Origin of the sequence: Bartonella grahamii subsp. shimonis (assembly GCF_036327415.1) — a bacterium.
In the GTDB taxonomy this organism is placed as follows: domain Bacteria; phylum Pseudomonadota; class Alphaproteobacteria; order Rhizobiales; family Rhizobiaceae; genus Bartonella; species Bartonella shimonis.
On sequence record NZ_CP123961.1, the window covers coordinates 1,705,461 to 1,721,127 of the forward strand.

The 15,667-nt window shown below is 38.2% G+C and carries 14 protein-coding genes; 6 read left to right on the top strand and 8 right to left on the bottom strand.

Translation table 11 applies throughout. The features are described 5' to 3' along the window. Nucleotides 1–43 precede the first annotated feature (43 nt). The 3 genes from fusA to rpsL are packed head-to-tail and all read right to left on the bottom strand — an operon-like array spanning nucleotide 44 to nucleotide 3,012. Complete coding sequence (gene fusA / locus QHG57_RS07540; protein ID WP_330167772.1) at nucleotides 44–2,128, bottom strand: elongation factor G; 2,085 nt, start codon at nucleotides 2,126–2,128, stop codon at nucleotides 44–46. A gap of 23 nt (nucleotides 2,129–2,151) precedes the next feature. Continuing rightward, a complete protein-coding gene (gene rpsG / locus QHG57_RS07545; protein ID WP_330167773.1) occupies nucleotides 2,152–2,622 on the bottom strand; it encodes a 30S ribosomal protein S7 in 471 nt (156 codons plus the stop codon). Between the two features lie 18 nt (nucleotides 2,623–2,640). Next, nucleotides 2,641–3,012 (bottom strand): 30S ribosomal protein S12, encoded by a 372-nt coding sequence (gene rpsL, locus QHG57_RS07550; protein ID WP_006589495.1) that lies wholly within the window; start codon nucleotides 3,010–3,012, stop codon nucleotides 2,641–2,643. 498 nt (nucleotides 3,013–3,510) lie between these two features. On the opposite strand from rpsL, the gene xth reads away from it, so the two are divergent. From xth to QHG57_RS07575, 5 genes are all read left to right on the top strand, one after another. Then, nucleotides 3,511–4,293, top strand: coding sequence for an exodeoxyribonuclease III (gene xth / locus QHG57_RS07555; RefSeq protein WP_330167774.1), 783 nt, complete (start codon nucleotides 3,511–3,513; stop codon nucleotides 4,291–4,293). A 120-nt stretch (nucleotides 4,294–4,413) separates the two neighbouring features. Further along, entirely contained in the window at nucleotides 4,414–5,319 is a 906-nt protein-coding gene (locus QHG57_RS07560) for a transporter substrate-binding domain-containing protein (RefSeq protein WP_330169037.1), read from the top strand. Between the two features lie 141 nt (nucleotides 5,320–5,460). Further along, complete coding sequence (locus tag QHG57_RS07565) at nucleotides 5,461–6,213, top strand: amino acid ABC transporter permease (RefSeq protein WP_330167776.1); 753 nt, start codon at nucleotides 5,461–5,463, stop codon at nucleotides 6,211–6,213. Between the two features lie 2 nt (nucleotides 6,214–6,215). Beyond that, the gene (locus tag QHG57_RS07570; protein ID WP_330167777.1) at nucleotides 6,216–6,932 is read left to right on the top strand and encodes an amino acid ABC transporter permease; all 717 of its coding nucleotides are present in this window, start codon (nucleotides 6,216–6,218) and stop codon (nucleotides 6,930–6,932) included. Between the two features lie 11 nt (nucleotides 6,933–6,943). Further along, the gene (locus QHG57_RS07575) at nucleotides 6,944–7,690 is read left to right on the top strand and encodes an amino acid ABC transporter ATP-binding protein (RefSeq protein WP_330167778.1); all 747 of its coding nucleotides are present in this window, start codon (nucleotides 6,944–6,946) and stop codon (nucleotides 7,688–7,690) included. 104 nt (nucleotides 7,691–7,794) lie between these two features. Here QHG57_RS07575 and QHG57_RS07580 read toward each other — a convergent pair whose 3' ends face one another. Beyond that, on the bottom strand, nucleotides 7,795–8,586 hold the full coding sequence (locus QHG57_RS07580) for a tetratricopeptide repeat protein (RefSeq protein WP_330167779.1): 792 nt from the start codon (nucleotides 8,584–8,586) through the stop codon (nucleotides 7,795–7,797). An 833-nt stretch (nucleotides 8,587–9,419) separates the two neighbouring features. Between QHG57_RS07580 and QHG57_RS07585 the strand changes: the two genes are divergently transcribed. Further along, entirely contained in the window at nucleotides 9,420–9,632 is a 213-nt protein-coding gene (locus QHG57_RS07585) for a hypothetical protein (protein ID WP_419196688.1), read from the top strand. Nucleotides 9,633–9,732: 100 nt separating this feature from the next. Here QHG57_RS07585 and QHG57_RS07590 read toward each other — a convergent pair whose 3' ends face one another. The 4 genes from QHG57_RS07590 to QHG57_RS07605 all read right to left on the bottom strand — a co-directional run bounded on the left by QHG57_RS07590 (nucleotide 9,733) and on the right by QHG57_RS07605 (nucleotide 15,464). After that, nucleotides 9,733–12,456, bottom strand: coding sequence for a valine--tRNA ligase (locus QHG57_RS07590; protein WP_330169585.1), 2,724 nt, complete (start codon nucleotides 12,454–12,456; stop codon nucleotides 9,733–9,735). 161 nt (nucleotides 12,457–12,617) lie between these two features. Continuing rightward, entirely contained in the window at nucleotides 12,618–13,184 is a 567-nt protein-coding gene (locus QHG57_RS07595) for a DUF2497 domain-containing protein (protein ID WP_330167781.1), read from the bottom strand. Nucleotides 13,185–13,430: 246 nt separating this feature from the next. Then, a complete protein-coding gene (locus QHG57_RS07600; RefSeq protein ID WP_494407657.1) occupies nucleotides 13,431–14,732 on the bottom strand; it encodes a TolC family outer membrane protein in 1,302 nt (433 codons plus the stop codon). Nucleotides 14,733–14,789: 57 nt separating this feature from the next. Continuing rightward, complete coding sequence (locus QHG57_RS07605) at nucleotides 14,790–15,464, bottom strand: protein-L-isoaspartate O-methyltransferase family protein (protein ID WP_330167783.1); 675 nt, start codon at nucleotides 15,462–15,464, stop codon at nucleotides 14,790–14,792. Nucleotides 15,465–15,667 lie beyond the last annotated feature (203 nt).

The following is a 15,667-nucleotide window of genomic DNA, read 5'->3' on the forward strand; positions in this document are numbered from 1 at the left end:
TCCAAGCCAAGGACTAAGTTAAAAATTAATTACCAACCTGAAATTACGCGTATTTCTTTTGAATCTCCAAAGCAACAGCCGAAGGCACAGGCTCGTAATGATCAAACTGCATTGTATACTGCGCACGTCCCTGACTCATAGAGCGAAGAGTATTCACATAACCAAACATATTTGCCAAAGGAACCATTGCATTCACAACCGTTGCAATACCGCGCGTTTCAGTTCCCGAAATCTGTCCCCGACGAGAATTGAGATCACCAATAACATCACCAACATAATCATCCGGTGTAACAACCTCCACCTTCATAATCGGCTCAAGAAGCTGCGCACCAGCCTTCTTTGCCCCATCACGAAAGGCTGCACGAGCGGCAATTTCAAAAGCCAACACAGAAGAATCAACATCGTGATAACCACCGTCAATGAGAGTCGCTTTTACACCAAGCATAGGAAAACCCGCAAGAGGACCTGATCCCATAACACTTTCAATCCCCTTTTGGACACCGGGAATATATTCTTTAGGAACAGCACCACCAACAATCTTTGACTCAAAAATAAAGTCATCACCATCATGAGGCTCAAAAACAATTTTTACACGAGCAAATTGACCAGCACCACCCGATTGCTTCTTATGCGTATAATCAATTTCAGCCATTTTAGTAATCGACTCACGATAAGCAACTTGAGGCTGCCCAACATTTGCTTCAACCTTAAACTCACGCCGCATACGATCAACAATAATATCAAGATGAAGCTCACCCATTCCAGCTATAATAGTCTGACCAGATTCCTCATCCGATTTAACACGAAATGAAGGATCTTCAGCCGCTAGACGATTAAGAGCAATACCCATTTTTTCCTGATCTGCTTTTGTTTTCGGTTCAATTGCAATCTCAATAACAGGTTCCGGAAACTCCATCCGCTCCAAAATGACAGGCCTCAAAGGGTCACAAAGAGTATCACCTGTTGTTGTCTCCTTAAGTCCTGCAAGAGCAACAATATCACCAGCAAATGCTTCTTCAATATCCTCACGAGAATTTGAATGCATTTGAAGCATACGACCCAAACGTTCCTTCTTCTTCTTCACAGTATTCTCAAGAGAAACACCTTTATGAACTTTCCCAGAGTAAATACGACAGAACGTCAACGAACCAACAAAAGGATCATTCATAATTTTAAAAGCAAGCATAGACAGCGGCGCATCATCAGAAGATTCGCGTGTCGTCTCAGACTCAGTCTTCACATCGATACCACTAATTGCCGGAACATCAACTGGAGAAGGAAGATAAGAAACAACAGCATCCAAAAGCGGCTGAATTCCCTTATTTTTAAAAGCCGTACCACAAAGAACAGGATGAAACTGAACCTCTACAGTCCCCCTACGAATGAGAGAAACGAGCTGCTCGTTGGTTGGCATAACACCTTCCAAATAAGCCTCCATGGCAACCTCATCGACCTCCACAGCCATTTCAATGAGTTTCTCGCGATATGCTTCAGCTTTTTCCTTTAAATCAGCAGGAATTTCACTGATCACCGCTGATGCACCAATAGAACCATCCCACTTCAAAGCCTTCATCTCAACAAGATCAACAACACCTTCAAAGTCATTTTCAGCACCAATCGGCAACTGCAAAACAAGCGCCTTAGCACCTAATCGAGAACCGACCATCTCCACACTACGATAGAAATCAGCACCTATCTTATCCATTTTATTAACAAAAACCATGCGGGGCACACGATATTTCTCAGCCTGCCGCCAAACAGTCTCCGTCTGAGGCTCCACACCAGCATTTGCATCCAACAGCGCTATCGCACCATCAAGAACACGTAAAGAGCGCTCAACCTCAATCGTAAAATCAACGTGCCCTGGTGTATCAATAATATTAAAGCGACGCTTGCGACCATCACGCCCTTGCCAAAAAGTCGTTGTAGCAGCAGATGTGATCGTAATACCACGCTCTTGCTCCTGCTCCATCCAGTCCATCGTAGAAGCACCATCATGGGTCTCACCAATTTTATGATTCTTACCCGTATAGAACAGAATACGCTCAGTCATCGTGGTCTTACCAGCATCAATATGCGCCATAATACCAAAATTACGATAATCTTCAATTTTATATTCGCGAGCCATTATACTTGCCTTAGTTTAAACTTCTACCAGCGATAGTGAGAAAACGCACGATTAGCTTCAGCCATACGATGAACATCTTCACGTTTCTTCACAGCAGAACCGCGATTATTAGCCGCATCCATCAACTCACCAGACAAACGCCCAATCATCGTCGTTTCATTTCGACCACGTGCCGCAGCAATCAACCAACGAATAGCAAGAGCCTGACGACGATCAGGACGAACATCAATCGGAACTTGATAAGTAGCACCACCAACACGGCGTGAACGAACCTCAATATGAGGCGCAACATTCTCTAAAGCCCGATGAAATAGAGCCACAGGATCTGTTTTTACTCTTTTCTCTACAGAATCAAGCGCACCATAAACAATACGCTCTGCAACTGATTTTTTACCATCAAACATAATGGCATTCATAAATTTCATAATAACCAAATCACCAAACTTAGGATCTGGATTAATTTCACGCTTTTCTGCTCTATGACGACGGGACATTGGCTTTGTCTCTCAATATTATTTTGGACGCTTCGCGCCATACTTTGAACGACGCTGTTTACGATTCTTGACACCCTGCGTATCAAGCAAACCACGAATAATGTGATAACGAACTCCCGGCAAATCCTTCACACGACCACCACGGATCATCACAACAGAGTGCTCTTGAAGATTATGCCCCTCACCAGGAATATAACCGATCACTTCAAATCCATTCGTCAAGCGAATTTTAGCAACTTTACGCAGAGCAGAATTAGGTTTCTTCGGCGTTGTTGTATAAACACGCGTACAAACACCACGCTTCTGAGGATTCGACTGCAGAGCAGGAACTTTATTACGTTTAACTGGCACCACACGCGGTTTGCGAATCAACTGGTTTACGGTAGGCATGCAACCTTCCTCTTTTCGATCTACATTCGTCTCACCCAATCGGGCTTTTCTATTTTCACTTCTATCCACTCCAATAAAATCGGAACAGATGTCTAAGTCTACACACAAAGCCGGGCACACCTGCAAAAAAAACAGTTTACCCGAATATAAGCAGAGAAGGCAATAGCCTTTTGCACTAGCATTTGCTCTTAATCTTCTTAACACCCGCGAATAGTCTTTTGGTTCATATCCAGAACACCTGATCACTTCCACATCGGTTATGTCCACCTCTAATAGCGAGAACACGTACATTCGTCAAGAACTAAACAGCAGAAAGTTTTTAAAAATGAAAATAAACTAATTTTTAAAACTTTAAATTTGTTTTTATCGCCATTCTTGATAAATCAATTTACCATGAGTAATATCCCTATAAATAAAAAAGCACCGATGTGACTGCGATAAAACATGAATGCGGTAAATTAAATTGAATTGCATACTTGAGATCTAATGATGAACACCATGAAAATAGCAACGTGGAATATTGCCGGAATAAAAGCACGACATGAAACATTATATCAATGGCTGCAGCAAAGCCAACCGGACATAGTCTGTTTACAGGAAATTAAAAGTATTGATGAAAATTTTCCACGCGATGCAATTGAAAATCTAGGTTATCATATAGAAACGCACGGACAAAAAAGTTTTAATGGCGTTGCGATTCTCTCTAGGAAAACACCGGATGAAGTGATCCGTCGACTGCCAGGCAATGATAATGATGAACAAACACGTTACATTGAAGCCGTTTATTCAACAAACAAAGGTGTTGTTCGTATTGCATCTCTCTATTTGCCAAATGGGAATCCTATTGAGAGTGAAAAATATTCTTATAAGATAGAATGGATGGAAAGATTATATACACATGCAAAATTATTGCTTGCGTATGAAGAACCCCTTATTCTAGCGGGTGATTATAATGTCATCCCCGCTCCATTAGATGCAAAAAAACCTCAAGAATGGTATCAAGATGCCTTATTCCTCCAAGAAACAAGAAAAGTATTTCAACGTATTCTTAATTTAGGTCTTTACGATGCTATCCGGAATGTCACCGATACTCCCTCCTTCAGTTTTTGGGATTTTCAGGCGGGTGCTTGGCCTAAGAATAATGGGATTCGCATTGATCATTTATTATTATCACCAGAAGCTGTTGATCAACTTATTTGCGCTCATAGTCAAACAGAAGTAAGAGGATATCAAAAACCATCCGACCACGTTCCTGTTTGGATTCACCTTAATATCAATTAAGAAAGTACAACCCCCTTTTGAAACAACAAAAAAATTCCACTCAAAATAATAGTTATGCTACACCATATAAACAGTATATCTTAAGCAACTAAAATAAAAACACATGAATGGAGGACATAAATGAAGAAATCATTGTTAATGTTTATTGCAGCAACAGCCATTGGATTCTCAAGTATCGCGCATGCTGAACATGATACTCTTGAAAAAATAAAACGAACAGGAGAAATTACTTTAGGTGTCCGAGAATCATCTGGTTTAGCCTACGCTCTTGGTAATAATAAATATGTAGGTTTTCATACAGAAATGGCAGAACGTATCATTGATGATATCTCAAAAAAAATTGGTAAACCAATTAAAATTCATTATCTTCCCATCACTTCTCAAAATAGAATTCCTCTCTTAAAAAATAAAACCTATGATTTTGAATGCGGCTCCACAACAAATGATATTGCCCGCAGTAAAGAAGCAGCATTTTCTTATACAACATACGTTGAAGAGGTTCGGATTGCTGTAAAGAAAAACTCTAACATTAAATCTCTTGAAGATTTAAATGGAAAAACAGTTGCAACGACCACCGGTACAACATCTGTTCAACTTATTCGTAAAAACAAACATGCAAAAAACATTCAGTTTAAAGTTTTAAAGGGGAAAGATCACGGAGATAGTTTTTTATTATTAGAATCTGGTAAGGCGGATGCTTTTGTCATGGACGCTTCAATTCTTGCTGGACATATCGCTAAATCAAAGAATCCATCTGATTATGTCATTCTTGATACTGTACTTTCAGTGGAACCTATCGCCTGTATGCTCAGATTAAATGACAAAAAATTTGAACAAACAATCAACGATAGTATCGTACATCAGATTAAAGATGGATCACTTGAAAAGCTTTATAATAAGTGGTTTATGAAACCGATCCCACCTGCTAACACTGTTATGAACCTTCCCTTGTCAAAACAAACAAGATATGCTTGGGATCACCCCAATAATAAGCCTCGAGAAAGCTACACAGAAAAAGATTTATAGAATTTAATAAAGAAGAACCACACTCTTTAAAAATTGAGTGTGGTTTATATTTTAATTCACTTTTTAATAAATTTAGCCTATGTAGATGCGCTTAGTTTATTGCCCTATTTATGAATGACTAATTTGAGGGAATATCAATTAATGGACTTTTCTTTCCTTTGTAGAGATGACCTTACTCAAACACTGGTAACAGGATGTTTGGGAACTCCCGGCGTGAGTCATACCTATTTAGATACACTTCTTGATGGCTTAAAAAATACGGTTATATTGTCTATCACTTCACTTATCTTAGCTGTATTGTGTGGTATTATTATAGGAACAATGCGCACTTTACCCAAATCATCGATAATCAATTATATATTTCGCACTATCGGTGCTATTTGGGTAGAGATTATGCGTAATATTCCCCTCCTTGTACAAGTATTTTTGTGGTATTTTGTTGTTCCTAAGATTTATCCACCAGCGATGAAGTTTTCCTCCATTCTCTTAATAACATGCGCACTGGGATTCTTTACATCTGCACGCATTGCAGAACAGGTTCGTTCAGGTATTGAAGCGATTCCTTCTGGACAACGCTATGCTGCTATGGCAATGGGGTTTACAACTTATCAAAGTTATCGCTATATTATACTACCGCGTGCTATACGTACAATTATGCCACCTCTTACTTCAGAAGCAATGGGGATTGTGAAAAACTCGTCTATAGCATTCGCCGTTTCAATAAATGAGCTCATGCAATTTCAATACCAAGCAATTGAAGAGGTAAGCCATGTTTACGAAAATTATTTGCTTGTTACGATTCTTTATATTCTAATAGCCTTATTCGTATTCATTGTGATGACAGTCATCGAGCAAATACTCAAAATTCCTAATTTTCAAACAAAGGAAAATTGAATATGATGAATTTCATAAGCTCTCAGTTTGGACTTTATTTTCCCTTCAATTTTTCCGACTTTGATTTTTCCTTTTTTACCTTTGATGTATTTCGTTCTTACATTTTATCAGGTTTACTCTTTAGCGTTTTTCTAACTCTTTTTGCAACGGTATTGGGGTTTGTTTTCGGCACCCTTTTAGCAATGATGCGCCTTTCTTCCATAAAACTTCTTTCTTGGCTTGCAATCGTTTACATAACAGCTATGCGTTCAATACCACTTGTGATGGTTATCTTATGGTTTTTCGTGCTTCTGCCTTTTTTAACTGGTACATCCATCGGTGCAAATAAATCAGCACTCATTACTTTTACCGCATTTGAAACGGCTTATTTTGCAGAAATTATGCGTGCTGGAATCAATTCAATTCCGCAAGGACAAAAATATGCGGGGCAAGCTCTTGGAATGACATATTGGCAAAGTATGTACATTGTTATTCTTCCTCAAGCCTTTAGAGATATGCTTCCAGTCTTTTTAACACAAGTTATTATCCTTTTTCAGGATACAACCCTTGTTTATGCAATCAGTGGCAACAGTCTTTTAAATGGTTTTGATATTGCTGCTAATAATTTTGGTGTAAAACAAGAAGCTTATATCTTAGCAGCTGTTTTCTATTTTGTTATCTGTTTTACACTGTCACAAATAGTTTTGTATTTACAAAAAAAAGTATCCATTATTCGCTAATAGGAAAAAAAATGTCTACTCATATGATCGAAATAAAAAATGTTTCTAATTGGTATGGCGAAATTAAAGTCCTTAAAAACTGCACAACCAACATTAATAAAGGAGAAGTGGTTGTCATTTGTGGTCCATCAGGATCAGGAAAGTCAACACTCATTAAAACTATTAACGCTCTCGTCCCTTTTCAAGAAGGTGAAATTTGGATTAATGGGATACCAGTTCATTCAAAACAAACAAATATGCCTAAATTGCGAAGTCAGGTGGGAATGGTATTTCAACACTTCGAGCTTTTCCCCCATTTATCTGTCACAGAAAACTTGACAATTGCACAAATCAAAGTTCTAAAACGAAGCAAAAAAGAAGCACTTGAACGTGGATTCTTGTATCTTGAACGCGTTGGACTAATTGAACACAAAGATAAATATCCTGGTCAACTTTCTGGAGGGCAAAAACAACGTGTTGCTATTGCACGTGCCTTAACTATGGATCCACTTGTCATGCTTTTTGATGAACCAACATCTGCTCTAGATCCTGAAATGGTAGGTGAAGTACTCGATGTCATGATCAGCTTAGCAGAAGAAGGTATGACGATGATTTGTGTAACCCATGAAATGGGATTTGCACAAAAAGTCTCTGAGCGTATTATTTTCATAGATCAAGGAACAATTCTTGAAGACTGTTCATCTAAAGAGTTCTTTTCTGATCCGCAAGCAAGAACACCGAGAACGCAAGAATTTTTGTCTAAAATCCTAAGTCATTAACCGTTATATTATCACAAAAAGCTATCTCTACTGTAAACTTAGACACAAGACAGTAGAGTTTAATAACGGATGAAAGAATGTAAAAATTATTACAATCAGATATTTTAAAAACTGTTGTTTTTTAAAATATCAGCAACCAGTGAAATTGCTGTACGTCTCTCAAATTCATTACAAAGAGCAAAAGCCTGTTCTTGCAAAGGGCGAATCCAATTTTTGTCTTTTACGTTAGCTTTTTCATAGGCAGCAGTTAACATTGCCGTCCCACGGACAATTTTTCCTTCTTGAAGCAACATATTTCCAAGCATTGCTTGGGCGGAAGGATTTCCTTTTTTTGCTGAAAGTTGAAACCATCGTGCTGCTTGTATAAGATTCTTCTCCCTTCCCTCTCCCTTTAAAAATATTTTTCCTAAATGATACTGAGCTTTAGGATTTCCATAGTTTACTGCAGCCTGCATATAAAGATGAGCAGCATAAGAAGGATCAGGTTTCACAGGTGATTGAGGAATGCCTTTTTTTATATATCCCGCAAGTTTAACCAATGCGTCAGAAACATAACTTTCATCCTCTGAACCAAGATCAGCACCTTTTTCAACAATATATGCAAAAAAATGATATGCCTTATAATCATTTTCAGGGACACCATCACCGTTTGCATAGATAGAGCCAAGTTTCCAATTCGCACCAATATGGCCTCTCTTAGCCGCACGACGTAATGCTGCAATAGCCTGATTTATATGTCCATTTTTATAAGCAGACATGCCACATTTAAAAAAATAAAACGAACCATCATTCGCTTCTTGCAAGCTATTGACATCTATTGCATAAACAGTTGAAAAAAATCCTCCTAAAATCACAACAATCGTGGCATTTTTCCATACCTGAAACCTATTAACCATTTCCCCCCCTATCTCAATTTTAATAATTATATCTGTTACAAATTTTTTGTAGATATTTAAACTCTTTTTCTTAGTAAGAAGCATACGCTATTTTAAAATAAAAATTTTAAAAAAAAAGACAAATAAATAAAAAACATCCAAAATATTCGATAAAATTAAGTATCCATTTTTATATACAACAAATTGATTTTTAAATATAAATCATCATTCTATATTTTGTAACACATCCTTTAACATTCTAGCACTTATTGATCTTAAAATTTTATACGTATGAGTAAAAATCGTTCAATAAAATAACGTGCATTAAACAGCAACTTGAAAACGAAGAGAATACATGATGAATGGTAAGCGTTTAAGTATAAAAAACAATACGAAAGACGGATAAATACAATGTCGATAGTTAATTTATAACTTCATGACTGCCTTACCACCTTAAAGATAAAGTTTTTTGCCACCGTCAATCTATAAACAATACAGCTTTTTGTTTAACGGATTCCACCTGACATCGTTTCACATGGGGTTATTTCATACTTGACACACAAGCCCTGCCTCAGAATACTCACCACTACATACAACAAAAATACCACATGTGTAATTTACATGCCTTATATTGCTATTCTAAATGATGATGTTTTACAGCAAAAAAATCAAGGTATTGATTTATAATGATAATTTTCCTTTTTGCATGTTAAATGAAGCCCTCGAATATCGTAAAATTCTCTCATTCCAAACCTGCTCCATGTTGAATCAAGCAAATCCATCCACCTGCACGTTACAAGCAGGGGGAGCCGTGTGGAGTGAAACTGTGTAAGAAAAAACTAAAAATGCCTCTTATGAACGATCTTAAGTGCCAAAAGCTGTCACACACAACATTGGGAGTTAGCAAAGGTAGCGGCTTGTTACTTCATAAGCGTGAAGATGGGGGAACTCAATGGATCTACCGTTATACCATTCATGATCTCCGTCGTGAAATAGGCTTGGGTACCTTAAAAGATGTTTCTTTAATGATAAATATAAAACAATGGATTTCAGTAGAGATTTTATGATCGTTCATGAAAAACTAACAAAAGAAAAAGTTTCCTTTAAAGAAAATCTATACCAGCCCTAATGGTATGAAATCATCCATCAAAAAATAAAAAATTGAAATCAATCCAACCGCTCTAAAGCAACAAATATTTTCTTCTGCGCTGCACGCAGTTCTACAACCCTGTTTCGTTCACGCTCAACAATTTCTGCTTTTGCATTTGCTATAAATTTGGGGTTGTTTAACTTAAGCGATATTTTTTCAATATCTTGTTCAATTTTACTGACATCCTTCCTTAAACGAACACGTTCAGCCTCCAAATCAATCAACTGTCCTAATGGTAAACAAAAAACAGCCTCTCCCAAAATCATTTGTGCCGATACTTCCGGAACTTTATCAGAGAAATCAATAACTTCAATACGTGCTAATTTTTTAAGAAGTGCATCATAACGCTTCACACGCTCTCGCGTTACTTCCCCTCCTTCGACAACAACAAGAGGTGCTTGTATAGCCACTGGAATATTCATTTCAAAACGCACAGACCGAATCCCTGTAACGACATCAATAAGCCAATTAATATCATCAGCAGCTTCTTCATCTATCAATGTTTCCTCTGGCCATTTTGTCAATGCGAGCATATCCTCACGCTTGATGGCTTGCGTTTCTGTAAGAGACCACAATTCTTCCGTCACATGAGGCATAAAAGGATGAAGAAGTTTATAAACTTCATCTAAAACCCAAGCAGTACAAGCTTGAGCCTCATTTTTAGCATCTTCATTTTCACCCTGAAAAATAGATTTGAGAAGCTCCAAATACCAATCACATAATGTATTCCAAATAAAACGGTAAAGTGTGGCAGCAGACTCATTAAATTTATAGTGTTCAATACCAGTCGTTACTGCTGAAATCGTTTTAGATAACTCTGTTAAAATCCAACGATTAAGCGCCAGTTTTGCTTGTTCAGGCTTAAAAGTTGGATCATGCTTCACACCATTCATCTGTGCAAACCGGGTAGCATTCCACAATTTCGTAGCAAAATTACGGTAACCAGCAATACGGGAAGCATCAAGTTTTACATCACGACCTTGTGCTGCCATAATAGCCAAAGTAAACCGGAGCGCATCAGCACTATATTGATCAATAAGCTCTAAGGGATCAATAATATTTCCCTTTGATTTTGACATCTTTGCACCCTTTTGATCCCGAACAAGAGCGTGCACATAAACTGTTGGGAAAGGAACGTCACCCATAAAGTGAAGTCCCATCATCATCATACGAGCAACCCAGAAAAAAATAATATCAAATCCTGTCACGGATAAAGATGTTGGGTAAAAAGTGGATAATTCAGTTGTTTTATTTGGCCACCCTAATGTTGAAAAAGGCCAAAGAGCTGATGAAAACCAAGTATCTAAAACATCCGGATCACGAATTAATTCAACAACCTCACCATAATGAGCAAAGGCTGAATCTAAAGCCTCTTTTTCACTTTTTTCAACAAAAACCGTTCCATCAGGACCATACCAAGCAGGAATCTGATGTCCCCACCATAATTGGCGAGAAATGCACCAAGGTTGAATATTTTTCATCCAATTGAAGTAAGTCTTTTTCCAGTTATCGGGAACGAACTGCGTTTTTCCTTGTTGAACAGCCTCTATCGCTGGCTTTGCTAATTCAGCAGCATGAACATACCATTGATCTGTCAAAAAAGGTTCAATAGGAACTCCACTGCGATCTCCATGAGGAACCATATGGGTATGATCATCAACAGAAGCTAAATACCCCTGTTCTTCCATCAAAGAAACAATCTTCTGGCGCGCAACAAAACGATCAGATTTATCGAGACTTTCTACTAACATTTTTAATTCATCTGATAAAATCAAACCATCAAAAAATGCTTCATTTTCACGGAGAAAAATCTCGGCTTTTTGGGTAAAAATATTGATCAAGCGTAAATGATTACGTTGTCCTACTTCAAAGTCATTAAAATCATGAGCTGGTGTGATTTTTACAGCACCACTTCCAGCTTCAGGATCAGCATGCGTATCACCAACAATTAATAACCTACGACCAACAAGCGGCAAAAGAGCATTTTTACCGATAAGATTTTTATAACGCTCATCTTCAGGATTAACGGCAATTCCTGTATCACCAAGCATTGTTTCTGGTCTTGTTGTTGCCACTGTTATAAAAGTTGTCGCATCGTTTGGATCAAAAATTTTATCCTCAAGTGGATATCTAAAGTGCCACAAATGTCCTTGAACTTCTTTTTGCTCAACTTCAAGATCTGAAATAGCTGTCAACAATTTAGGATCCCAATTAACGAGGCGCTTATCCCTATATATCAACCCTTGCTTATAAAGCGTGACAAAGACTTCGCGAACCGCCTGCGACAACCCCTCATCCATTGTAAACCGCTCACGCGACCAATCACATGAAAGCCCAAGGCGACGCAACTGGTTTGCAATAACGCCTCCAGTTTCATAACGCCATTCCCAAATACGCTCAATAAACTTTTCTCTCCCCATTTCTTGACGCGTTGGTTCTTGGCGTTCTGCAAGTTGACGCTCTACAACCATTTGTGTAGCAATCCCAGCATGATCCATCCCAGGCTGCCACAACACGTTTCTGCCACGCATCCGCTGAAATCTAACGATTATATCTTGAATTGTCGTATTGAGCGCATGCCCCATATGAAGTGAGCCCGTAACATTAGGAGGTGGAAGCATAACGCAAAAAGGTTCTGCACTGCTTTTAGAACCAGCTCCCACTTTAAAAGCCCCACGAGTCTCCCATCTCTTTGCAACCCGTTGCTCTATAGAGGCAGCATCATAGTTTTTTTCTAACATTCTATCCATCCATAACGCCGCTGAAAAACACAATATATGATCAAAATATTATCAAAACCCAATCAGAATCGCGTGAATCCCTGCCATTCATTAGAGAGCTCGCAAAATTACAAACAAAGTTCTCATAAAATGAAAAACATAAAGATAATGTAAAAAAATAATTAAGATGATTTTTTAACCGCCTTCACAATCTCTTCACGCAAAATATCTTCCAGTAAAATAGGCAATTTAGACTGCAACCATTCTGCTATAGCTGGACGCAACACATCCTTTGCAATCTTTTCTGCAGAGGAAATGCAATATGCAGACAATTCCACATGACCAGGCTCTCCTCCTTCTGACTGTGATTTCCTTATCTCATCTTCATATTCTTTTGCTTTATAAAAAGAATTCCGTTCTTCAGAAGAAAGCTTCATCTTTTGCATATCCATACCAACTGTATTATTTTCTGCCTCTATATCCTCTTTCTCTTGCGTTATCTTCCCTCCTTGAGTTTCAGAAGAAAGACCAATACGATCAGCTAAAGCTTTCATAGCATCATCAACCGATAAGGTTGTATCATAAATACCCTCTGATGCAACTTCTGAACGACCCTCCGAAGCATTCACTGCAACATCTTCGTTTAAAAAGTGATCAGATTGAACCGCATTTTCTTCGATTATTTCACGAATAGATGTTAAAATTTCATCCATACTTGGCTCACGTAACACGCTTGAACTCTGTACCATACTTTACAACCTCTCAAAGACGCAACAACAAATAGAATCATATTTTCAGTGTATGCAAAAGAATCATAAGATCAACATGCCTCCTACGATATTTTCAAATATGCTTGTCATAAAGAGGGCGCTACACACAATTTTCTACACTTTAAAATAACATCTCACCATTCGATCTTTTAACATATTCAGCTATTGATTTACTAATCTTTTAAAAACTAAAATAATTTAAGATTAAAGAGCTACTTTTATGCGTTATCGGATATATTTAATTGTTTTTAAACCTAAATAACTCGCAGTCAATTTACCAATAGAAGACTGAACACTATAACTCGCCACAACAGCATTACGCTCCGCCATTGCAAGCGCAATCTGAGCGTTAATCAATAGAGTACGAGAATTTAAAACATCCAGCGTCGTTGCTTGCCCTACCCGATTTTCTTGAACACGACCTTTCAGAGCAATTTCAGCAGCACGAACACTTTCACGGTAAGCAATAACAGATGAGCGCGCACCCTCCAGCTGAAACCAAGCAGAAGTAAGTGCTTGCCTCGTATTACTATGCGCCAAATCGAGTTGAAGCTGCGCCTGTCCAAGCTGTTCCCTTGATTGGCGAATTTGCGCAGACGTACGCCCTCCTTCAAAGATTGGGACACTTACTGACAATCCTATTGATTTAGAAACTCCATCCTCTCCAGCACCGCTGTAGATTCGATTATAAGATGCTGTTGCAGAAAAATCAACTTTAGGGAGCAATGCTCCTTCTTTTGCCTTTACATTGTAAACACTAGCATCAACTAAATACTTAGCATAAAGGATTGCTGGATGCATCACAACGCTCATTTGGTAAGCCATATCAAGGTTGACGGGAAAATCTTTGGCTATGGGTGGGCGTTTTAACTTTTCAGGATCAGAACCAATAACTTGTCGATACACTGCCTCTGCTGCTTTTACATCAGCACGAGCAAGACTCAGCTCTGAAACCGCCACGGAACGTGCAGCTTGAGCTTGAGCAAGATCAACATACCCTCCTTCACCAACATCAAATTTTGCTTTATTGGAACGAACTTGTTCTTCAAGAGCTGCCAAATTTTCTCTCCGAAGATCAGCAACACGACGTGTGTGATAGACATTAGCATAAGCGGTCACTGTCTCTAGAAACGTATTTTGTTCAACATTACGAAGATATTCACGCTGAGCCTGCAACTTAACTCGAGCTGAAGAAAAGATATTCTGCGTGATAAAACCGTCAAATAACCTTTGATTTAATCTCACGCCTATAGATCCAGAAGTGACATAAGGACCTGTAAAAGACTTATTCCGCCCATAGTTCCCAATCCCCTCAACTTGTGGCAATAACCCTGACCGCGCAATGACAACATCATCACTGGATATACGCACAGCTGCACGTTCACTATTCAACTTAGCATTACGTTTATAAGCCTTAGAAAAGGCATCCATCAATGTTTCAGCACAACCAGCCTCTGATAGTAAAATACTCAACACCAGTAATAAACACGCCTGAAACTTCTTGTTTATTCTAAACACAATACACACAATAACAAACCCCAAATAAGTTGCAAAACTATCTTTTATTCACAAAACAAACAAGTACTAAAATACAAAACTAGGTGTTTTTAAAAAACAAGGAAGAGGCTTTACAGCGAGATTAAAAGCACGACGTGCCGAAATGATTCCATCTTCTTTTATATAGATTTGTGCAACAGCAGCATTTCCATACCCTTCAACCACAACAAGACGTCCACAGTCTTTCATTTGATCAAAGATATCTTGTGGAATAAAATCAACAGATCCCTCAATGAAAATCACATCATAAGGTCCCTCAACGGCATATCCTTTCTCTAATGGACCATGAACGACAACCACATTATCACATTGATTACGTTCTAAAGCTTCAAGAGCACATTCAAAAAGAGATTTATTACTTTCCAATGCAATCACAGACCCTGCAAGTTTTGCAAGCAACGCTGCACAATAACCACTATTTGCACCAATATCTAAAACAACATCTGATGACTTTACAGCGGCAAGCTGTAGTAATTTCGCTAGAGATGCAGGTTTCATCAAATAACGTGCAGAAACCCCATCTTGCACTGGACATAGAATAATATCGGTATCAAGATAACTCAATACTTTCATATTTTCCGATACAAAATCTTCACGAGATACTGTTAAAAACGCTTCAAGAACTGATAAATCCGTTACATCGACTGTACGAATTTGATTGTCAACCATTTTGCGACGAAGCTCAGCAAAATCTGCAACCATAACGAATATTTTCTCCTAACCTACAAAAAACAAACAAAACAGCGATAATGATAGACGAAGATCTCTTAAACTATGGGTGTTACGAAAAAGGATGCTACAGTCAACAATTAGATTTTAACTGTATGATCTTTTATACAAAGGCGTCTTCACAACTATAGAGGAAAATAATCTATTTTCCTATACCTCATCTCCCCTAAAAGCCG